Raw genomic sequence first — 20,536 nt, 5'->3', positions numbered from 1 at the left:
TTAGCATGAATAAAAAATTTTGGAGTTTCTTTATTGTTACTGTATTACTCATCATTATGACTTTGTTGTCAGCGACGAAAGGTAGTTTAGAAGTAGGTATTATTGACCTTGTACAAGGAATATTTACAGGGGCAAATGAAGATGTTGAAGTGATTAAAGATTTACGTTTCCCACGTATTATTATTGCACTATTTACTGGAGCAGCTCTTGCTGTTTCGGGCGTGCTCTTCCAAGCTGTCATGAAAAATCCACTTGCTGATGCTGGGGTAATCGGGATATCTTCAGGAGCAAGTTTTATGACACTTGTTATTATTACGCTATTCCCGCAATTCTTTTTCTGGACGCCGGTATTCGCCTTTCTAGGTGGTGCGTTTGCGTGTTATCTCGTTTATTCGTTTTCATGGAAATCAGGATTAAGTCCGCTTCGCATTATTTTAATTGGTATTGCCATTAATGCGATGTTCACTGGATTAAATGAATCGTTCATTACGATTTGTGGATACTTCATTAAGAGTATTAAGCAAACGACGACTTCTAATATAACGATGAAGACGTGGGGCGATGTAGAAATAATGGTTACTTATGGAACAATTGGTCTTATTCTTGCACTGTTTGTCGGAGCTTGGTGTAACTTATTATCTCTACAAGATAAGACTGCAAAAAACTTAGGCTTGCACGTGACGAGAGTTCGTCTTATTATTTCTGCCATTGCAGTACTCTTAGCGGCAGTATCAACAGCAATTGCAGGTGTTATCGCTTTCGTAGGATTACTCGTTCCGCACATTTCAAGACAACTAGTTGGTTCAGACCATAAAGCATTAATTCCATTTTCTGCTCTTGCAGGGGCGTTATTAATTTTGACGGCGGATACGATTGGAAGGTTAATTGTGCCACCTAACGAAATTCCAGCAGCGACGATTATGGCAGTTATTGGTGGCCCATTCTTAATATTCTTGCTTAGAAAGAGTGATAAAGTTCATGGAAATTAAAAATGTAACCTTTTCGTACGATAATGTAACGGATCGATTAAAGTCGGTTAGTAGTGAAATAGAGATTGGTAAAATTACAACAATTATTGGACCAAACGGTTGCGGGAAATCAACATTACTTGGTGTGATGTCAAGAAATCACGATCCTCGTAGTGGAGAGGTAATACTTGATGGGAAGGCAATTAGCCAATATAAACCGAAAGAGTTTGCTAGAAAGTTAGCCGTTGTCCATCAACAAAATGAAGCACCGGCAGATATGACGGTAGAGAAATTAACAAGCTTTGGCCGTATGCCTCATAAAAATATATTTTCTTCGCAAACTGATGAAGATAGAGAAGCAATAGAAAGGGCTTTAGCATGTACGAATTTACTAAGTAAACGTGATAAGGAAATTCATGCTTTATCTGGTGGAGAAAGACAGCGTGTTTGGATTGCCATGACGTTAGCTCAGAAGACGCCAATGCTCTTTTTAGATGAACCGACAACATATTTAGATATTTATTATCAACTTGAAATATTAGAGTTAGTAAAAGAATTAAATGAAGCACAAGGATTGACAATCGTTATGGTATTACACGATATTAATCAGGCGATTCGCTATAGTGATCATATCATTGTTATGAAAGACGGCGAAATTGTTACAAAAGGCAAGCCGAATGATGTTGTGACAGAAAGTATGATAAAGACGATATACGGTGTAGATGTCGTTGTAAAGCAAGATGAAGATACAGGATTGTATATGGTCCCAATGGGTATTTAAACATGCGAACAATCCGTTTTGAGGTGATAATTTGAGTAGCAAAAAAGAAAGGAAGAAGAATTCTTTTTTTCAACGAATACTTACAGTTGTTTTTTTAGGTACCTTTTTCTATTCAGTATATGAATTAGGTGATATTTTCATGGATTACTATGAAAATCGTAAAGTAATGGCCGAAGCACAAAACATTTATGAAAAGAGTCCGATGGAAGAGCAATCACAAGACGGGGAAGTACGTAAACAGTTCAAAGTTCTACAGCAAATTAACCAAGAAATAGTTGGATGGATTACGATGGATGATACACAAATTAATTATCCAATCGTTCAAGCAAAAGACAATGATTACTATTTATTTCGAAATTATAAAGGTGAAGATATGAGAGCAGGAAGCATTTTTATGGACTATCGTAATGATGTGAAATCTCAAAATCGAAATACTATTTTATATGGTCACCGTATGAAAGATGGTTCTATGTTTGGAAGTTTAAAGAAAATGTTGGATGAAGATTTCTTCATGTCGCATCGTAAATTATATTACGATACATTATTTGAAGGATATGATCTTGAAGTGTTTTCGGTGTATACAACAACAACTGATTTTTATTACATTGAAACGGATTTTAGTAGTGATACGGAATACACATCATTTTTGGAGAAAATTCAAGAAAAATCGCTGTACAAAACGGATACAAAAGTGACAGAAAGTGATCAAATCGTAACACTTTCGACGTGTGACTATGCACTTGATCCAGAAGCGGGAAGATTAGTAGTACATGCGAAACTAGTAAAAAGACATTAAATAAAAAAAGTATAGAATATGAGAAGTGGTAACACTCTTCATATTCTATACTTTAAAAAATAAATATGCTTACTGTGCTGCAGCCATTGGCATACGTACAACTTTTACATCATAGTAAGCAATTTTATTATCAAGAATATAGTCTGGCATCCCGCCTTGATGTGAGTGAGCATCTTTAAATGCTGAGCTCTTTGTCCAACCTTGGAAATCTTCTTTTGCATTCCAGCGAGTGCTAATTGTTACTTCATCATAATCAACTGTATTTTGCGTTAAAAGAACTTCTAATCCTAAAAATCCTGACATTGTTTCAACTTTACCTACTTTATTAAAACGCTCAATTAATTTATGGCCATTTCCCTTTGTAATTTTAGTTGTATTTGTAACAATAATCATGTTTATTCCTCCTATAAATGTAGCCTTTATTTTCAAGAACTCATATACATTAAATGATAATGAAAATCATTATCATTGTCAATAGTAATTTTCATATAAATGTAGAATTAAGGATGAATTTACTATTATATAAATAATTTGACCATATAGTTAATGAAGTTATATATTATTAAAATAAAACAAAATAAGAAATATACACAAGCAAAGTATGGTTTATACCTTGCTTTCGCAATACTATGAACAAGGAGGGTATTATGGTCGAATCACTGTTACTTAGTATCGTTATTATTATTACACTAGGCATCGCCTCACAATGGACTGCATGGCGCTTCCAGCTCCCTGCTATTGTTGTTATGGCAGTTGCCGGATTATTAATTGGTCCAGTTTTCGGTATTATTAATCCAAAAGAGGTGCTTGGAGATGTTTTTAGTCCACTCGTATCACTTTCTGTTGCTATTATATTGTTTGAGGGTAGTTTAAGTTTAGATGTACGTGAACTGAGGGGACTATCAAAACCAGTATTTCGTATTGTTACGTTTGGTGCGTTTATTGCTTGGATTGCTGGCTCACTTGCAGCTCATTACGTCGCTGGATTGGATTGGGCGGTTGCATTTATTATTGGAGGACTTTTTATTGTGACAGGTCCAACTGTAATTATTCCGTTGTTACGCCAAGCACGATTAAAGCCAAGGACAGCTGCAATTTTAAAGTGGGAAGGGATTATCGTTGATCCGTTTGGAGCATTACTTGCTGTATTCGCCTTTCAAATTGTAAATTTCTTAACGAAAGAAAATGTACACTTACATACGTTACTATATTTCTTTGCAGGTTCGTTATTTGCAATGGTGCTTGGGTATGCGTTTAGTATTTTTATGAGTTATATGATTTTAAAAGGGAAAGTACCAGAATATTTAAAGGCACCGATTTTGCTCGTTACGGTATTACTATGCTTCGGCATTGCAGATGAAGTCATGCATGAAACAGGTATGCTAGCCGTAACAGTAATGGGGATTACACTTGCACGGATGAAGAAATATATTTCTTCTATCGGTGATATTCGTCATTTTAACGAAAATATTTCCGTACTATTAACATCGACTGTTTTCATCATCTTAACAGCATCACTTCCAAGAACGACGATTATGGAGATTTTTAGCTGGCCTATTATTAGCTTCGTACTTATGATGATATTTGTTGTTCGTCCTTTATCAATTTGGGTATCGACAATCGGAACAGAGTTAACAAGATCAGAAAGGGCGCTAGTTGGTTGGATTGCGCCGCGAGGTATTGTTGCATTAACGGTTTCAAGTTACTTTGCGACGGAGTTATTACAAGAAGGGTATAAAGATGCTTCTATATTAACAGCACTTACATTTGCACTCGTAATTACGACCGTTTGTGCTCATGGATTTTCAATTGGATTTTTAGCAAAAAAATTAGGATTAGCCAATACACAGCCACCAGGTATTTTAATTTCAGGAGCTAGTACATTCTCAACTGCATTCGCTATGCATTGTAAAGAGATGGGGATTCCGAGCTTAATCGTAGATGTATCGGAAGAACATTTGCAATGCGCAAAAGTGAAAGGGCTTAATACATATAACGGCCAAGTACTCTCAGAGCAGTTGCAATTTGAAGTAGATATGAATCAGTATGAATACTTAATTTCAGTTACAGATACGGATTCTTATAATGTATTAGTCGCAAACACATATGTACCGCAGTTTGGACATCATAATACATTTTTACTTCCGATTCATGATGTGGAAAAGATTGAGCAAGAACGCATCTCTCTTTCGAAAAAAGCTCATTTACTGTTTGGTCAAAATGAAATTTATGAAGAGTTAGATAGAAAAATTGAAGAGGGTTATACATTTAAAACGATACAAGTTGAGGAAGAACAAAAAATTAATAAAGAAGAGAGCGATTCAGAGGATGTAATATTATTTATTCGTCACGATGATGGTAGTCTTACTTTTTCAACATTGTATAAATATATAGCGGTTATACCAGGAGATGAGCTAGTTGTACTAGCAAAGCAATAATATGGTATAGTGAAACGAGGCTTTTTTCAGCCTCGTTTTTTACATTGCTTCCTACTAATTAGAAAGCATTCAAATGGAAAGGAAGACATTACATGCGATCTGAAGTAACTATAAAAATAAAACCGAAGTTTATAAAAGAAATTAAAAGTGGATATCCACTTATTTTAAAAGATGCTATTCAAAATTTAAATGATGTACGTGAAGAAGGAACAATCATCAACGTAGTAGATGAGAAGAACCAATTCATCGGAAAAGGCTATTATGGAAAACAAAATAAAGGATATGGATGGATTTTAACGAGAAAAGAGAAAGAGCAAATTAATCAACCTTTCTTTGAAAGTAAAATCAAATCTGCTTTACATAAACGAAAAGATTTTTATAAATCAAATGATACAACAGCATTTCGTGCCCTGAATGGTGAGGGCGATGGCCTTGGTGGTTTAATCATCGATTATTATGACGGCTATTACGTAATAAGTTGGTATAGTGAAGGGGTTTATACTTTCCGCGATGAGATTATAGCAGCACTTCAAAAAGTAGCAAATTTCAAAGGGATTTATGAGAAAAAGCGTTTTGATACGAAAGGGAAATACATTGAAGGTGATGATTTCGTCGCAGGAGAGCGCGGTGAGTTCCCACTTATCGTAAAAGAGAACGGTGTAAACTTTGCTGTATATTTAAATGACGGGGCGATGGTTGGTGTGTTTTTAGATCAGCGTAACGTTCGAAAACAAATTCGTGATAAATATGCAAAAGGAAGAACGGTTTTAAATATGTTCTCTTATACTGGGGCTTTCTCTGTATTTGCAGCGCTTGGCGGAGCGAGTAAAACAACGAGTGTGGACCTTGCAAATCGTAGTTTAAGTAAAACGATTGAGCAGTTTAGTGTAAATGAAATTGATTATGAAGCACAAGATATTATTGTAGAAGATGTATTTCTATATTTCAAATATGCAGCTAAGAAAAAGATGAAATTTGATATGGTTGTACTTGATCCCCCAAGCTTTGCACGCTCGAAAAAATATACGTTCAGTGCGGCGAAAGATTATAAAAACTTATTAAAAGAAACAATTGCGATTACAGAAAATAACGGTATTATCGTTGCTTCTACAAATTGTAGCGCATTCGATATGAAAAAGTTTAATGGCTTTATCGATACAGCATTTAAAGAAATGAACGGTAAATATAAAATATTAGAAGAACATTCTTTACCGGAAGATTTCCGTACAATTGATCAATTTAAAGAGGGAGACTATTTAAAAGTAGTTTTCATCGAAAAAATTAAAGGTTAATGAAAATAAGAAAAGGAGCTCAAGTTTAAATGAGCTCCTTTTCTTATTGAATAATATTTTGTACTCTGCCAACCTGTCCGTCTTGCAATCTTACTTTAATGCCGTGCGGATGTGAAGGTGAGTTCGTTAAAATATCTTTTACAATTCCTCTTGTTAGCTTACCTGTACGTTGATCTTGTTTTAATACAATATCAACTTCAAGACCTGATGAAATGTTAGATCGTTTTTGCCCGTTCATTTATACACCTGTACGTCTACGTTGGTTGTTTGTTTTCTTCGTTTGTTGGTTTTGTAATTTTTTCGTTTCTTGACTTTGACTTCCATTATTTGAGCCGTTTCCATTTCCTTGCTTTTTCTTCGCAAGTTGTTCGCGCATTAAATCAGCTAAGCTTACTTTTTTGTTTTCTGACATGATAAGTCTCCTTTATATAAAGTTAATTATGAACAATCGTAGTGAATTTCATCATATCATTGTTAAGGAAGGAAGGGAAGTTGGTTTGAAAATTCATATAATTCTTTCCAGCATTCATTCGTTACGATACAATTAAATTGTTAATGTTTGTTAAAAAAGGGGATAGAAATATGTCACATCATATTTTATTAGTTGAAGATGACATCTCAATTCAAGAGATGGTTGAAACATATTTAGTAAGAGAAGGTTTTCAAGTTACAATCGCATCTGACGGAGAAGAAGGAGTTGGCGTATTTTCAAAAGGTTCATTTGATTTGATAATTCTCGATATTATGATGCCGAAGTTAGATGGGTTAGAGGTCGTCAGAATCATTCGAGAAAAAAGTGCAGTTCCGATTTTAATGATGTCAGCGAAAGATACAGATGTTGATAAAGCGGTTGGATTAGGCCTTGGAGCAGATGATTACATTTGTAAGCCGTTTTCTATGATTGAACTAGCTGCACGTGTAAAAGCGGGTATTCGGAGGTCTACAAAGTATTCAGCTGTGGAATCAAAAGATGAGGCGATTCAGATTGGTGATTTAATAATTGACCCAATTAATTTTACTGTGGAGAAAAAGGGAAGACAGCTTAAACTTACTTTAAAAGAATTTGAGATTTTAAAGCTATTCGTGAAGAATCAAAATCGTGTTTTTACGAAAGCACAAATATATACGCTTGTTTGGAATGAAGAATATTATGGTGATGATAATGTTATTAATGTTCATATGAGAAGATTACGTGAGAAAATTGAAAGTGATCCATCTAATCCAGAATATATTAAAACATTATGGGGCATCGGCTATAAGTTGGAAGTGATGTAGTATGGTTGTATTTTTAACAGTGGTGATTATTATATTGCTTATCGTTATTTACGTGCAATATAAAATTAGGAAAAATAGTAGTAGGAATTTACGCTACACGTATGAGAAGTTAAATCGAATTGTAAAAGAACAAACTGGTGAGAAGCTATTAATTATGACAGATGATCTAGAATTGCGAAATTTATTAGTGGCGATTAATCATTTATTAGATGCAAAACAGAAAACGAATGCAGATCATGCGAAAGTGGAAATTTCGATGAGAAAAATGCTTTCAAATATTTCACATGATTTGAAAACACCACTAACAGTTATTCTTGGATATACCGAAATGTTAAATAAGGATAAAACGATAAATGAGGAAGAGAAGCAAATATTACTCGAAAAGGTGCATGTAAAAACACTAGAAGTGATGGAACTGATTCATAAGTTTTTTGATTTAGCAAAATTAGAATCCGGTGACAAAGCAATTGAGATGACAAAAGTAAATATGAATGAAGTTTGTCGCGAGAAGATTTTATCTTTTTATGATTTAGTGACGACGAAAGGGTTTCAAGTTCATATTGATATACCAGAAAGAAATATATATGCACTTGGAAATGTAGAAGTATTAGGTAGAGTATTGAATAATTTAATATCAAATGCGATTACATATGGTGACGATGGAAAGACACTTGGTATGACGTTAAGAGATGATGAAACGAGTGTGTATATAGATGTATGGGATACAGGAAAAGGAATTGATGAATCTCACATTGATAAAGTGTTTGAGCGTATGTACACACTTGAAGATTCCAGAAATAGATTGTACCAAGGAAGCGGTTTAGGGTTAACGATTACGAAAAGGCTTGTGGAAGCGATGGACGGAGAAATACATCTTTCTAGTAAGCCGTATGAAAAAACAATTTTTACAGTTGTATTAACAAAGATGCTGTTTTAGCTTGTAGAGAAGTAAATTCTACAAGCTTTTTTTCAGCGTAAGGAATTTGTAAGGAACGGGTAAGAAAAAAGAGATTTCCGTTGTCTATTATAGAAATATAAAGTAGTGCGAAAGGAGAAAATGACATGACATATATATTAAAAACGAATCAGTTAACGAAAGTGTTTAAAGGGAAAGAAGTTATTTCTAGCGTTAACATGCATGTGAAAAAAGGAGAGATATACGGTTTCTTAGGACCGAATGGTGCAGGTAAAACAACGATTATGAAAATGATCACAAATTTAATAAAACCGACGAGCGGTGATATTGAAATTTTTGGTGAGAAGTTAACGGATACATCTTATGAATTGTTAAAGCGCATGGGGACAATTATCGAATATCCAATCTTTTATGATAAATTAACGGCGAAGGAAAACCTAGAATTACATTGTGAATATATGGGGTATTACGACAAGAACGCAATTGATCATGCTTTACATTTAGTAAAACTGCACGGTATAGATGATAAAAAAGTAAAAGATTTTTCATTAGGGATGAAGCAACGACTTGGTATTGCAAGGGCGATTATGACAAAGCCAGAATTACTCATTTTAGATGAACCAATTAACGGTTTAGATCCAATAGGTATTAAAGAATTAAGAGACTTATTTAAAATGCTCTGCAAAGAATATGGGATTACATTATTAGTTTCTAGTCATATTTTAGGCGAGATGGAACTAATGGCAGATACAATCGGTGTGATTCAAAATGGAAAACTAATAAAAGAAGTTTCAATGAAGAGTATTAACGGAAAACAAACAGAGTACATTGAAATTACTGTTCCTGATGTGAAGCGTGCAGCTTATATTTTAGAAGATAAACTGGGTATAAAAAATTACAAAATAATGAGTGGAAACATGATTCGTGTGTATGAATTAAAGGCGACGCAGCAAGCTATTTCAAAAGCACTTATTATGAACGATGTGGAAATTGAAAGTATTAATAAGAAACATAGTTCCTTAGAAGAATATTTCTTAAATGTAATGGATGGAGAGGGCATTCATGCTTAATGGATTGTTAGTGAATCTAGTAAGTGGATTGATCGTAATGTTCATAAGTGGGATTTTATATTATAGAAAACCTGAGCGGAAATGGCCGTTAATTTTACTAGTGGTAGGAATAGTAAGCGTAGTTACGGCTGGAATTAGAATGTTAGTAGCATAGAGATAGTTATGTCAGTAATGGAGGTGTGGTTTATATGTTTAAATTAATGAAACTTGAATGGAAGAAACATAAATTATCTAGTTACTTTAAAGGGGTAGCCATTTGTATTATAGCAATTTTTGCTGCGGTAAGTCTTATGGGGTTGGGAGCGAAAGGTGAAGCAGATGCGGCGCTCACTGATTTCACAAAATATATGACTTTAGCAAACATATTTATTAGGATGACATTTCTTATTTTTAGTGCGGTCATTTTATCGCGTTTAGTAATTGATGAGTATAAGAATAAAACAATGCAACTATTGTTTATGTATCCACTGCAAAGGAAAAAGTTAATGAGAGCGAAATTAACAATTGTTTTTAGTTTTTGTTTTATTAGCATGATTATCGCTACGTTCACTATTAGTTTGCTCATATTTTTTATGAACCCAATGATAGGGCTAATTGAAACACCTATTACGATGGGAGAAATAATAGCTACCGTTCCAGCTACTTTTATAAGTGCATTTATGATATCTGGAATAAGTTTAATTCCTTTATTTTTTGGGATGAGAAAGAAATCGACACCGACAACGATTACTTCTGCAGTAATAATTGGGATGCTAATGAACAGTAACGTTGGTCCTGGAAACGGTCAAGTAAGTATGTATGATTTTATATTTATCCCAATTGTACTCTGTTTATTAGGAATTTTTATTAGTTATCTTTCGTATCGTAAAATCGACAAGATTGATGTAGCGTGAAGGAAGTTTAAAACAACGACGAACTGGGGTATGAACAGTGAAAAAAATAATAGTAATTGCAATATTATTAATTACAATTGCTAGTGTGGTTTTTGGTTTTAAGACATTTCAGGGGAAAGATTTTAAGAAAGAAAAGTCTTTTGAGATAAATCATATAAAAGAAATAGAAGTGGACAATGAAAACTGGGATATTGAATTTAAAAGTACAGACGCTAACAAAATAGTGATTTTCGCTCAAGGTCAACGAGCAGATAACAATCTAGATCCCGTCGAAATAGAACATGAAGGAAATAAAGTTGTGATTAAGCAAAAGCAAAGGATGAACAGATTCTTTAATGGTTTTACGTTTAGGAAGAAAAATAGTATATCTATAGCTATTCCGAAGAAAGAAATAGATAAAATTGTATTAAATAATAAATCGGGTGATGTGAAAATAAGCGATATAGAAGTGAAAAATATCGTGACAAAAAGTGAGTCTGGAGATGAAATGGTTGTAGGACTATCAGCCGAGAAAGGTGAATTCATATCGCAAAGTGGAGAGTTAGCTGTAAAAGATAGTTCAGTACAAGAATTAAATATAAAGTCTACGACTGGTGATAACTATATAACAAATGTAAGTAACTCAAATATAAACATCACTTCAACATCCGGTGAAGTATTACTGAAAGATATGAAAGAAGGAAAATCGTTATTTGTAGAAACAAAATCAGGAGATATTGGCGTACGGTATAAAGGTGTTCCGACATCTTTAAAACTTACGGCTAAAAGTAATTCGTCTGACGTAATGGTGAATGTAAATGGACTTAAGAAAAATAAAAATACAGAAAAAATAAAAGCGGGAACCATTGGTGATGCAAAAAACGAAGTGAAGATTTTAAGTAAAACAGGAGCGATTTATATCGATTAAAATGTAAATGAAAGGAGGACTATTATGCTACATCTTATGAAGCTAGAAATGAAGAAGTTTAAGCTTGGATGGTATGTAAGGGGAGCGATTATTGCAAATATCGCTATACTGGCATTAATGATCTTTACGAGCATCGTTGCTCAAGTAGAAGGTGATCCGGAAATAAGGGATCCGCAGATGATGTTATTAACGGCTAGTACATTAGTAAGAGCAACATTTATTATTTTTGGTAGTGTATTAATCGCAAGGTTAATAATTAGTGAATATAAAAACAAAACAATCCTACTTATGTTTTCTTATCCTATTAATCGGAGGAAAATGATGAGTAGTAAGTTGGCCATTATAGCGATAGTAACATTTATAACAGTTATTTTATCTAACATTTTAGTAGTAGGAGTTTTCTTTGGGATAGATAGCTATTTTTCAATTCTTCCTAATTCATTCACAATAGATCAATTGAAGCAAGAAGGGATAAACCTTGTTCCTTTAGCCATTGCAACTGCGGGAATAAGTTTAATCCCTCTATATTTCGGAATGCGTAAACGTTCGGTGCCAACTACAATTGTTTCATCTCTGATTGTTGTATCAATTGCAATTAATAACACTCCTATGTTTTCTACAGCAACTTTTCTTCCCCTTCAACTAGCACTTGCTGCGATTGGAGCTGCGATTGCATATTACGGAATTAAAAATATAGAGAAGGAAGATATAACAGTATGACAAGAATACGTAAAAAAGAGTTGGCGTTATACCAACTCTTTTTTGTATATGTATGCTTCGTTACTACTCTGTAAATTTATAGTGTTTGCTTAAATACTCTTGCACTCCTGGAGAAATATTAAAGTTATTAGGATTTTTATATTCGATAGTAAACTCTCCATCTGCACTTGTTTCAAAGGAGATTGCATAGCTATTCATTTTAGCATCGTAAGAAGTATTTTTGACTTCTGCATCTAGATTAAAGTATTTTGTAATATAATTTTTTGATTCTGCAATTGCTGTTTGTTTTCCCCAAGGGGTACCATAACTTGTGAAGTAAAGAGATACACTGATAACTCCAATGATAGAAGTTAGTAAGAGAGTTCTTATTGTTATTTTTTTGTTTTTTGTATTCAATTTAGTTCCCTCCAATTAATATGAATTTATCTTAACGTATTTTCTCATAAAATACCATTTAGTAGAAAATAGTTTCACATGAAACAAGTTACAGAAAAAGACAAGGTGCATAAATTAAATAGACTAAACTAAGAAGAGGATATTATGTTCAATATATGAGCATATATCCTCTTTTCTTATACATATTAGATTAGTTATACAGATATTGAAAATATAGTTAAATGTGTATATAATATTCCGAAAAATTTGTATAATTTAGGTGGCGGACGTAGCCCATAGCGGGAGGCGTAGTGAGGTCTTTAGACCGATCGTTAATATTTTTTAGGGGTGAAGTGCTATGAGGGTACAAGAGGTTCTCATAGAGAATAACAACAAAAGATACATATTACTGGATCAAGAAGGATTCCCTGTAATGCCAGTTATGAAATATATAAAGTATTTAGATAAGACAGGAAAAAGGCCTAATACTCAAAAAACATATTGTTATTCCTTAAAACATTTTTATACCTACTTAGAAGAAACAAATAAAGATTACAAGTTTATTAGATTAGAAGATTTAGTTGACTTTGTAGGGTGGTTAAGAAGCCCCTATCAGAGTTCAAATGTCACTCCTTTTCAACAAAAGAAAGCAAAGCGAACGGAAAAAACAATTAACCATACAATTACCGTTATAGCAAACTTCTATGACTACCTCTACCGAAATGAAGAAGTACAAAATGACATGATGGAGAAGTTAATGAAGCAAGTATTTACAGGAGGACACTCGCGTTACAAAAGTTTCTTACATCATGTTAATAAGGACAAGCCATCAATCAGAAACATATTGAAGTTAAAAGAACCACGCAAAAGAGTAGAAACACTCACAAAAGAACAAGTACAAAAAGTATTACAAGCAACTACTAATATACGAGATAAGTTCTTAATTCAATTGTTATTTGAAACGGGGTTGCGTATTGGAGAAGCTCTCTCTCTTTTCATGGAGGATTTTGTTTATGACCATCAAAAAGGTCATCGGATTCGTTTAGTAGAACGAGGGGAATTAGAAAACGGTGCGATGTTAAAGACAGGAGAACGTGAAATTTATGTATCACCATCCTTAATGGATTTATATGATGATTACTTGTATGAAGTGCTTGATGAATTAGAATTGGATTCAAACTTTGTTTTTGTAAAACTGAGAGGAAAAGATGTGGGAAAACCAATGGAATATTGGAACGTTGAGTCTCTATTTAAGCGTTTAAAAAAGAAAACAGAGATAAGCCTACATCCTCACCTATTTCGTCATACACACGCTACAATGTTCTACCAGAAAACAAAGGATATTAAGCAAGTACAAGAACGATTAGGACATTCTCAAATTCAAACAACGATGAATCTATACCTACATCCTTCGGATGAAGATATTCGAGAAGATTGGAATAAAGCACAATCCGAATTTAACCTAAAGAAAAAAAACTGAAAGGAATTACTGTATGAAGCAAATCAAGAAGGTTCAGGTAGAAGAAATAGGCTTTCATGAAGGCTTACAAAGAGAACTTTCAACATATCCTGAAAAAACAGTATATGAAGATAGTTCTGTTTCAATTGAACAAGTAAACAATCCCTATTTCTTAGTTAATGACACATGGAATATAAACGTTGTAGGTGGAATTAGGCAGTTCGAAGAAGTGGTAGCACACTATAATGATTCCAGTAAAAATATTTACTTTCGACTTAATAATCCTTCACTCAATTTAGAAGTGAAATATGTGTATTATCAGCAATTGTTTAATGATTTCTGGACAATCCAGAATATATTTAGCTCTCAAAGTCCATTAAAAAGAATGATAGAGTTCATAAACGAAAAATACCCCAAAATATCATCCTTTTTGAATTTGGATATTGAAAAAGCAGAACGGGAATATGTCTTTTGGTTGAATAAAAAGGGAATCAAAACTTATTACACTAAAAAACATGAAGATTGTAAAGATAGTTATATAAAAACCGCAATAGCAAGCTTTTTAAGAATCGTTTATACTACATTAATCCAATTCACTGATAAGAGAGATGAATGGGAAAAAGACAAGTGGGATATTCGTAATTTACATGATAAATATGGTATTGACTACAATAAAAGCACAAATCTCTACAAACTTGATTTCTCAAAGATTGATGAAATGGTTCGTGAACAAGTTAAAAAATATTTTAAGCAACGATTGGTCAGTAAAAACAGATTTTCTACGGGGACAGCACAGAGTTATCTAAAACATATACCAGGTTTTTTTAAGTTTATATTTTCATTGGAAACAACATGGAAAGACTTAAAGCCTCTAACAAGAGCACATATTGAGAAGTACATCGAACATTTACATGAATACGCTAAAAATAATTTAAAAAAACGTAACGCTCACCCTGCAAGTTATGTTATGCGATCGCTGTCTTTTCTACAAAAATTCCTGGAAGACATTCAAGGGTATGGGTACGATATGGCTCCCGAAGCTAATGTACGATTATTAATTTTTCCTGAAGATAAACCAAAGCTAAGAAAAAAGTCAATTGAACAAATTGACTATATTCCCGACTATGTATTAGAGCAACTCTTTACTCATATTGATCACTTGCATAAAGAAGTTGTTCCTATCGTTTGGATTGCGTTTAAAACAGGACTTAGAATTTCTGATGTATTAGGTTTAACCTCTGATTGTTTAGTAAAACTAAATGGTCAATACTCCATTGAAACCGATATTGAGAAAACATATGTAAAAGGGCATCGAATTCCGATTGACAATGAATTAGCAGATATTCTTGCGGTTCTTATCGAGAAATCAAAAGAACTTAGCAATCAAGACAACAATCCCGAAGAGTATATTTTCGTTCGTTATCGTGGCCGACGGAAAGGAAAACCTTTTGGACAAAGCTTTCTAGGGAAAAAATTAAATATATTAGCAAATAAAAAAAACATCACTGACGAAAACGGAAATATTTTCCGTTTTAAATCCCACCAGTTCCGACATACTTATGCAGTAAAGATGTTGAACGGTGGTGCGGATATTCTTACGGTACAAGAGTTATTAGCACACTCATCCCCTGAAATGACAGTAAGATATGCCAAGCTATTAGATGATACGAAAAGAAAAGCCTTTGAATCGGTAATAAAGCAAGGTGTTTTTAGTTTTGACTTAAACGGTGAAGTACAAGAAATTAAATCAGGAGAAGATATTCCAGCAGACATATTGGATGCCTTATGGCAAGACCATAAGCTAAATGCGATGGATAACCCTTATGGAACGTGTCACGCCCGTCTGAATGGAAATTGCCCTCATATGGAAGCACCACCTTGCCTAACTTGTGGTGACAATCAAACGCCATGTAAAGACCTAGCAGTAGGTTTTTCGGAATTAGATAAGGAAAAATATGAACTTCACATTAAAACAACCATAAAAGCTATAGAAATAGCAAAACAAAGGGGGCGAGAAGATATAGCCGAGAAAAACGAAAAAAATTTACAACGCTATCAAAACATTTTCAATACCCTACAAGAAGGAAATATTATATTTGGTAGACAAGCTCGGATGAAGAGAAAGTTAGGTGTTAAACATGTCTGAATATGACCGTTCTGCACATTTGAAAGCGATTCATGCCAAACGAAAAGCAAATACCCTTCAGCGAGTAGATGAAGCTATTAAAAGGCTTTTAAAAGCGAATGAAAAAATTAATTTTAACAGTGTATCCAATGAAGCGGATGTATCAAAAGCAACGCTTTATAACAACAAGGGCTTTCGTTCGAGAATTGAAACATTACGAAATCAACAGTCACAAGTGCCTGCACCGAAACAAGTAAAGCGAGAAATGAATGAAAGTAACAAGGATGCCCTGATCGCTTCCCTAAAAAGGAAAAATAAGAAATTGGAAGATGAAAACAAGCAATTAAGAGAGCAACTGAAAGTAGCTTATGCAGACGTATATAAGAAGTTATAGTCAATAGGAGAACGTTGTTCTCCTTCTTCAACAATCGGGCCAGATTATTGGAGAATTAATTGTATCTATTTTATAAACAGTTTAATATTAATCATGCTGAACCATATCATAAGTAAGTGAGGTTTTTGATTTACTAAGTAATGAGTCTAGTCTTAGTTGATTAGGCTCCTTTAAATATTTCATATAGGAGTGGAAAGTATGAGTTTTGAACCCACCATAATTAATAGAAGTTGGGAAACAAAAGTTTCTGCAATGCCTAACATACCTAGAGGAGAAAAAGGTTTTCCTCATTCTTTACGCTTAATATTAGAAAAATTAAAAAAATGCACCCCGCTAAATACCAAAATTCAAATAGATGGAAGTAATAGCAAAAATACACTGGAGGATTTACTAATTCCTATAAGACCCTCTGGGATTGTAAAGAAAATTTCAACAGGCTGGGTTACTTCTGAGGAAATAGAATATTGGTTGGATACTAAAGATAACTTATATTTGGCACTAATTCTCAATGGTAATATTAAATTTATCTCTGAAATATTAGCATTTTTTAAAGAAAGTCCTAAAACTATAAAGGATATTAGAGAGTATGCTGCATTAGATTATAAATTAGAGTGGAAATCAAAATCAGAAATTCTAGCTAGATTGAATTGGTTGAAAGACTTAGATTTAGTTATTTATCAGGATTTTTCAATGACATACTCTATAACAGAATTAGGGATAAAATTTTTAGGGATATCTGGATTTGTGAAAAAAGAGGAACTAGAAAAACAAATCGACTCAACAATTTCTGAAAATCATATTATAGTTTCTTCATGGGCAGAAGAAATGTGCGAAATTTCAAAGCGAGATCTGGATAATAGAAAAACAGGTTTGGGATATTTTCCAGGTAGTATGCAAGTAGCACATATTACTACATTAGATTATTTATTTTTGGTGAAACAAGGCACAGAATTAAATGTGATTCTAGAATATTCAGCAAGCACATTTGGCATTTCAGAAACTTCAGCAAAACAGTACTTAGCAACTTTAATTCATTTAGGATTTATAGAAAGAATATCAAAAACGTTATATAAAGCTACTGAATTAGGTAATCTATTTACTAAAGATAATTTTGAATTAGACTTTGCTTGTTGTGTAAATAAAAAATATGCATTTGTATTTGAAATATTATTTGAATTGCAAAAGAAAGAACTAAGTACTAAAGAACTTGCTATAATAGCGAAGGTTTCTTTTAATTTTCCCAGTGAAGATTCTTCAAATATCAGTAAAAGACTTCACATTTTGAAAAATGCTAATTTAATTCAAGAACATGGTGTAAGTGCTTATACACTAACTAATAGAGGTATTCTTTTTTGTGAAAGATTTAAAAATTGCTATCAACTTAATAATTCTTCTAAGTTAAACCTAGATGAAAATATTGCAGGCAAATTAAATGAAGATACAGTAAAAAAAATATTAAATGAACTAAGAGTTTCATCAAGGGACTCTGCAAATCCCGATCGCTTTGAAGAAGTACTTTCGAAAGCATTTATTTTACTAGGGTTTAAGGCTGATTGGTTAGGTGGATCTGGCAAAACAGATGTTTTAATACAAGCACCAACTTCTCCAAAATTCACTTATAAAGTAGCTATAGATGCAAAAACAACTTATAGCGGAGGAATTACGGAGAGTCAAATTAATTTTGATACAATAGTCGATCATAGGAAGAAACATAAAGCAGATTATTCATTAGTAGTAGGACGTGAATTCCAAGGAGAAAGATTAATAGAAAGGGCAGCCAAACATAATGTTGCACTCCTTGATATAGAAATGTTGGAAGATTTAATAAAAATGCATATAGAAGTTCCTCTGAAATCAGAGTCATATCGAAAAATTTTTAATCAAAAAGGATTAGTTGATATTCGTCCTTTAGAAAGTGATCAATCTAAAATAATTAGAGATGGTATATTACTTCAATCACTTATGCAATGTTTATCAGAGGAGAGTGAGGATTCTTTAACAGAAGGAATTATGCAACCAAGAGAGATATATTTATTATTGAAGCATAAAAGCGAAATAAAACCTTCTCCGACTCTAGAGGAAATTAAACAAATGTTAGATTTCCTATCTTCTCCATTAATTGGGTGTGTAGGTATCACTAAAGAAGGCTATTATGCTATTGGGTCATTATCCGACGCTGCTCAAAAGTTTGAATTTTACTTAAAAGCATGTAAAAACTAGTAGTATTCAAAATCGCTCATAGAATAGTTACGGTGAACCGTATCATAAGTAAATGATATCGAAAGGGGAATAATGGTTTTTGATGTGTAAGCTTATTATAAAATAAAGTATTATATTTTAGGGGAGATTTACATGTTTAGCAAAGAACGTTTGGCTTTTTTAGAAAGGATAAATCCTTTGGAATTAATCGAGAAAGTTAGTAAATTTAGAAGTTTAAATATAGCAATGATGACTCCAGCAGCAATTAATAAGGCAATTTATGATGTCTTGACTTTCGAAGGTCAGTTTATTTATTTTACTAATGGAAGTACTTATCCTAAAGGAACATTATTTTTCCGTGCAAGAAAATTAGATTCTTCAGTATTTCCAAATGCTGAATTAATGTATGAACCTCATTTTTGGAATGCACCTGCAGAGTGTATTAAGACGTATGGAAGACTAAATAAACCTGGTGAATCGTTGCTTTATACAACTCCAGGCATTCCTGAAATCACATTAAAGGAAATAAAAATACCTGATAATTCTTATTATGCTCTTATGGTATACGAAGCAACTGATGATATTAAGGTTAATTTAATCGGTCAACAATATAATTATGAAATGTTAGGAATTCAGAGTGAAAAAATTAAGTTAATTAATAATATCTTTAATGATTTTTTGAAAGATGAATTTAGTAGAGATGTAGGTGAAGGTACTGAATATTTATATATCGTATCGGAACTAATTGCTAAGAATTTCTTTGATTTGCCACCAAAAGATATACAAGATGCTTGGGCATACCCTTCTCTAAAAGATAAAGAAAAATATAATGTATGCTTTAGACCAGAAATTGCAAAAGAAGTATTAAAACTGAAAGGTGCTTTAATTTGTGAAAAACTTCCTCAATCTTATGAGATACATGTTAAATGTATTCAATCTGAATTTGATAGTTCTGGGAAGGCTCAATTTTATGCGGTAGGAAGTGAAGAACAACACAAAGTTTTTCCTGAAATCACTCCTGTTTCGTAATTGTGTAAAATATATTTATGATGCATAATGTCTTATCTAGCAGAAAAGAAGAAGCGGAATATAAAAACCCCTCACTTAGAGCTATTAAGGTGAGCCGTATCATAAATATATATCAAGGCTATTTGGTACAAAGGTTTAATATTCGTTCTTCAGCAATCGGGCGCGATTGTGGAAGAAGAAAGGAGATTACATATTAGTCATATAAAATATGTAATCTCCTTTAATTTATTTATCTTTTTTTAATTTAGGTCTTGATAAAAATAATCACCTTGTCTTTTTCTGTCGTTACATTTGGGGAGCTTCCATTCCAGTAGCAGCCCATTCTTCTTTTGCAGGACCATAAACGCCAGGGACTGTTAAGCCAGCTTGACGCATTAAAACAGTCATCTGTCCGCGGTGGTGATTTTGATGATTGATGAGTGTCATTAAAAATATAGAATTCGGCATAGGACGACCAAAGAAGTTATTAATAGTAGCTAAGTCTTTATCAGTCCACTCACTTTGAAGTGCTTCAATAAAAGCCGTATTCACTTTGCGATACCCATCTGCAATTGTTTTTGCTGAAGTTGGTACAGGATAATCTTTCGTTTCTCCTTCAAACTTAAGCCCTGTCCCTGATAGCATAACAGGAAGTGCTGTAACGATATGCCAAGCGACTCTCCCTAAAGTCCAGTGCCCAGGTGCAATTTCTTGTGATAAAGATTCATCGGTTAATGCATCGAGCATCTTCTGAGTAGACTCAGCCTCGTATGTCCATGATTGTAGAAAACCTTCAATAGTTTGGTACATATTTATCCCTCCTAGTTATGTTCATAGGTTACATTCGTGAAAAAAAGATAGTTTCCTTTTAACCTATCAGAACGAATAAAAAAGAGGCTTCTCATATTAAGAAGCCTCTT

22 protein-coding genes are annotated in these 20,536 nt (G+C 33.2%); 17 read left to right on the top strand and 5 right to left on the bottom strand.

Annotated features, from left to right (window positions below):
* The first annotated feature begins 5 nt into the window (after window positions 1-5).
* Genes QCI77_RS23135 through srtB form a run of 3 tightly spaced genes read left to right on the top strand, consistent with a single transcriptional unit; the run spans window position 6 to window position 2,545 of the window.
* Window positions 6-989, top strand: a complete 984-nt coding sequence (locus QCI77_RS23135; RefSeq protein ID WP_002034255.1) for a FecCD family ABC transporter permease — start codon at window positions 6-8, stop codon at window positions 987-989.
* A complete protein-coding gene (locus QCI77_RS23130; RefSeq protein ID WP_002088890.1) occupies window positions 979-1,749 on the top strand; it encodes an ABC transporter ATP-binding protein in 771 nt (256 codons plus the stop codon). Before QCI77_RS23135 ends, QCI77_RS23130 begins: the two co-directional genes overlap by 11 nt.
* A 31-nt stretch (window positions 1,750-1,780) precedes the next feature.
* The gene (srtB, locus tag QCI77_RS23125) at window positions 1,781-2,545 is read left to right on the top strand and encodes a class B sortase (RefSeq protein WP_002129321.1); all 765 of its coding nucleotides are present in this window, start codon (window positions 1,781-1,783) and stop codon (window positions 2,543-2,545) included.
* A 69-nt stretch (window positions 2,546-2,614) separates the two neighbouring features.
* On the opposite strand, the gene isdG is transcribed toward srtB, so the two are convergent.
* Window positions 2,615-2,938, bottom strand: coding sequence for a heme oxygenase (isdG, locus tag QCI77_RS23120; RefSeq protein WP_002015426.1), 324 nt, complete (start codon window positions 2,936-2,938; stop codon window positions 2,615-2,617).
* Window positions 2,939-3,192: 254 nt separating this feature from the next.
* Between isdG and QCI77_RS23115 the strand changes: the two genes are divergently transcribed.
* Both QCI77_RS23115 and QCI77_RS23110 read left to right on the top strand, forming a co-directional pair.
* A complete protein-coding gene (locus tag QCI77_RS23115; protein WP_002167604.1) occupies window positions 3,193-4,983 on the top strand; it encodes a cation:proton antiporter in 1,791 nt (596 codons plus the stop codon).
* A 92-nt stretch (window positions 4,984-5,075) separates the two neighbouring features.
* Window positions 5,076-6,275, top strand: coding sequence for a class I SAM-dependent rRNA methyltransferase (locus QCI77_RS23110; protein ID WP_002067464.1), 1,200 nt, complete (start codon window positions 5,076-5,078; stop codon window positions 6,273-6,275).
* 43 nt (window positions 6,276-6,318) lie between these two features.
* On the opposite strand, the gene QCI77_RS23105 is transcribed toward QCI77_RS23110, so the two are convergent.
* Window positions 6,319-6,513: a YwbE family protein gene (locus QCI77_RS23105; RefSeq protein WP_001014315.1), complete on the bottom strand. Its 195-nt coding sequence runs from the start codon at window positions 6,511-6,513 to the stop codon at window positions 6,319-6,321.
* A complete protein-coding gene (locus QCI77_RS23100; protein WP_002015431.1) occupies window positions 6,514-6,687 on the bottom strand; it encodes a hypothetical protein in 174 nt (57 codons plus the stop codon).
* Window positions 6,688-6,857: 170 nt separating this feature from the next.
* On the opposite strand from QCI77_RS23100, the gene QCI77_RS23095 reads away from it, so the two are divergent.
* The 7 genes from QCI77_RS23095 (at window position 6,858) to QCI77_RS23065 (ending at window position 12,056) form a co-directional block, all read left to right on the top strand.
* The gene (locus QCI77_RS23095) at window positions 6,858-7,550 is read left to right on the top strand and encodes a response regulator transcription factor (protein ID WP_113768853.1); all 693 of its coding nucleotides are present in this window, start codon (window positions 6,858-6,860) and stop codon (window positions 7,548-7,550) included.
* 1 nt (window position 7,551) lies between these two features.
* Window positions 7,552-8,487 carry a HAMP domain-containing histidine kinase gene (locus QCI77_RS23090; protein ID WP_063218398.1) on the top strand — a complete coding sequence of 312 codons (936 nt, stop codon included), beginning with the start codon at window positions 7,552-7,554 and terminating at the stop codon, window positions 8,485-8,487.
* Between the two features lie 125 nt (window positions 8,488-8,612).
* Window positions 8,613-9,536, top strand: coding sequence for an ABC transporter ATP-binding protein (locus tag QCI77_RS23085; protein WP_016086047.1), 924 nt, complete (start codon window positions 8,613-8,615; stop codon window positions 9,534-9,536).
* A complete protein-coding gene (locus tag QCI77_RS23080; RefSeq protein WP_165762405.1) occupies window positions 9,529-9,690 on the top strand; it encodes a hypothetical protein in 162 nt (53 codons plus the stop codon). Before QCI77_RS23085 ends, QCI77_RS23080 begins: the two co-directional genes overlap by 8 nt.
* 34 nt (window positions 9,691-9,724) lie before the next feature.
* Window positions 9,725-10,429, top strand: coding sequence for an ABC transporter permease (locus QCI77_RS23075; RefSeq protein ID WP_088040211.1), 705 nt, complete (start codon window positions 9,725-9,727; stop codon window positions 10,427-10,429).
* Window positions 10,430-10,466: 37 nt separating this feature from the next.
* Complete coding sequence (locus tag QCI77_RS23070; RefSeq protein WP_088040210.1) at window positions 10,467-11,336, top strand: DUF4097 family beta strand repeat-containing protein; 870 nt, start codon at window positions 10,467-10,469, stop codon at window positions 11,334-11,336.
* A gap of 24 nt (window positions 11,337-11,360) precedes the next feature.
* Window positions 11,361-12,056 (top strand): ABC transporter permease, encoded by a 696-nt coding sequence (locus QCI77_RS23065; protein WP_088040209.1) that lies wholly within the window; start codon window positions 11,361-11,363, stop codon window positions 12,054-12,056.
* Between the two features lie 63 nt (window positions 12,057-12,119).
* On the opposite strand, the gene QCI77_RS23060 is transcribed toward QCI77_RS23065, so the two are convergent.
* Entirely contained in the window at window positions 12,120-12,452 is a 333-nt protein-coding gene (locus QCI77_RS23060; protein WP_353825516.1) for a YfjL-like protein, read from the bottom strand.
* A 337-nt stretch (window positions 12,453-12,789) separates the two neighbouring features.
* Here QCI77_RS23060 and QCI77_RS23055 point away from each other — a divergent pair, with 337 nt between their 5' ends.
* From QCI77_RS23055 to QCI77_RS23035, 5 genes are all read left to right on the top strand, one after another.
* On the top strand, window positions 12,790-13,911 hold the full coding sequence (locus tag QCI77_RS23055) for a tyrosine-type recombinase/integrase (protein WP_353825515.1): 1,122 nt from the start codon (window positions 12,790-12,792) through the stop codon (window positions 13,909-13,911).
* A gap of 13 nt (window positions 13,912-13,924) precedes the next feature.
* Entirely contained in the window at window positions 13,925-16,036 is a 2,112-nt protein-coding gene (locus QCI77_RS23050) for a tyrosine-type recombinase/integrase (protein ID WP_353825514.1), read from the top strand.
* Window positions 16,029-16,409, top strand: a complete 381-nt coding sequence (locus tag QCI77_RS23045) for a DUF6262 family protein (RefSeq protein ID WP_070168158.1) — start codon at window positions 16,029-16,031, stop codon at window positions 16,407-16,409. Before QCI77_RS23050 ends, QCI77_RS23045 begins: the two co-directional genes overlap by 8 nt.
* 198 nt (window positions 16,410-16,607) lie before the next feature.
* A complete protein-coding gene (locus QCI77_RS23040) occupies window positions 16,608-18,629 on the top strand; it encodes a hypothetical protein (RefSeq protein ID WP_070178872.1) in 2,022 nt (673 codons plus the stop codon).
* Window positions 18,630-18,761: 132 nt separating this feature from the next.
* Window positions 18,762-19,637, top strand: coding sequence for a hypothetical protein (locus QCI77_RS23035; RefSeq protein WP_223260374.1), 876 nt, complete (start codon window positions 18,762-18,764; stop codon window positions 19,635-19,637).
* A 285-nt stretch (window positions 19,638-19,922) separates the two neighbouring features.
* On the opposite strand, the gene QCI77_RS23030 is transcribed toward QCI77_RS23035, so the two are convergent.
* On the bottom strand, window positions 19,923-20,426 hold the full coding sequence (locus tag QCI77_RS23030; RefSeq protein ID WP_000284970.1) for a DinB family protein: 504 nt from the start codon (window positions 20,424-20,426) through the stop codon (window positions 19,923-19,925).
* Between the last annotated feature and the right edge of the window lie 110 nt (window positions 20,427-20,536).

The sequence above is a fragment of the Bacillus cereus group sp. MG9 genome (assembly GCF_040459995.1).
GTDB classification, from domain to species: domain Bacteria; phylum Bacillota; class Bacilli; order Bacillales; family Bacillaceae_G; genus Bacillus_A; species Bacillus_A mycoides.
Note: the sequence above shows the minus strand (reverse complement) of the source record. Positions and strands in the feature narration are given on the sequence as shown.

Excerpts from the sequence above, each read along its gene's own strand:
- QCI77_RS23030 (WP_000284970.1), bottom strand. The coding sequence starts at position 20,426 with ATGTACCAAACTATTGAAGGTTTTCTACAATCATGGACATACGAGGCT.
- QCI77_RS23040 (WP_070178872.1), top strand. The coding sequence starts at position 16,608 with ATGAGTTTTGAACCCACCATAATTAATAGAAGTTGGGAAACAAAAGTT.
- QCI77_RS23080 (WP_165762405.1), top strand. The coding sequence starts at position 9,529 with ATGCTTAATGGATTGTTAGTGAATCTAGTAAGTGGATTGATCGTAATG.
- QCI77_RS23115 (WP_002167604.1), top strand. The coding sequence starts at position 3,193 with ATGGTCGAATCACTGTTACTTAGTATCGTTATTATTATTACACTAGGC.
- QCI77_RS23035 (WP_223260374.1), top strand. The coding sequence starts at position 18,762 with ATGTTTAGCAAAGAACGTTTGGCTTTTTTAGAAAGGATAAATCCTTTG.
- QCI77_RS23065 (WP_088040209.1), top strand. The coding sequence starts at position 11,361 with ATGCTACATCTTATGAAGCTAGAAATGAAGAAGTTTAAGCTTGGATGG.
- QCI77_RS23085 (WP_016086047.1), top strand. The coding sequence starts at position 8,613 with ATGACATATATATTAAAAACGAATCAGTTAACGAAAGTGTTTAAAGGG.
- QCI77_RS23130 (WP_002088890.1), top strand. The coding sequence starts at position 979 with ATGGAAATTAAAAATGTAACCTTTTCGTACGATAATGTAACGGATCGA.
- QCI77_RS23050 (WP_353825514.1), top strand. The coding sequence starts at position 13,925 with ATGAAGCAAATCAAGAAGGTTCAGGTAGAAGAAATAGGCTTTCATGAA.
- QCI77_RS23095 (WP_113768853.1), top strand. The coding sequence starts at position 6,858 with ATGTCACATCATATTTTATTAGTTGAAGATGACATCTCAATTCAAGAG.
- QCI77_RS23045 (WP_070168158.1), top strand. The coding sequence starts at position 16,029 with ATGTCTGAATATGACCGTTCTGCACATTTGAAAGCGATTCATGCCAAA.
- QCI77_RS23135 (WP_002034255.1), top strand. The coding sequence starts at position 6 with ATGAATAAAAAATTTTGGAGTTTCTTTATTGTTACTGTATTACTCATC.
- QCI77_RS23110 (WP_002067464.1), top strand. The coding sequence starts at position 5,076 with ATGCGATCTGAAGTAACTATAAAAATAAAACCGAAGTTTATAAAAGAA.
- QCI77_RS23075 (WP_088040211.1), top strand. The coding sequence starts at position 9,725 with ATGTTTAAATTAATGAAACTTGAATGGAAGAAACATAAATTATCTAGT.
- QCI77_RS23105 (WP_001014315.1), bottom strand. The coding sequence starts at position 6,513 with ATGAACGGGCAAAAACGATCTAACATTTCATCAGGTCTTGAAGTTGAT.
- QCI77_RS23100 (WP_002015431.1), bottom strand. The coding sequence starts at position 6,687 with ATGTCAGAAAACAAAAAAGTAAGCTTAGCTGATTTAATGCGCGAACAA.
- isdG (WP_002015426.1), bottom strand. The coding sequence starts at position 2,938 with ATGATTATTGTTACAAATACAACTAAAATTACAAAGGGAAATGGCCAT.
- QCI77_RS23090 (WP_063218398.1), top strand. The coding sequence starts at position 7,552 with ATGGTTGTATTTTTAACAGTGGTGATTATTATATTGCTTATCGTTATT.
- QCI77_RS23055 (WP_353825515.1), top strand. The coding sequence starts at position 12,790 with ATGAGGGTACAAGAGGTTCTCATAGAGAATAACAACAAAAGATACATA.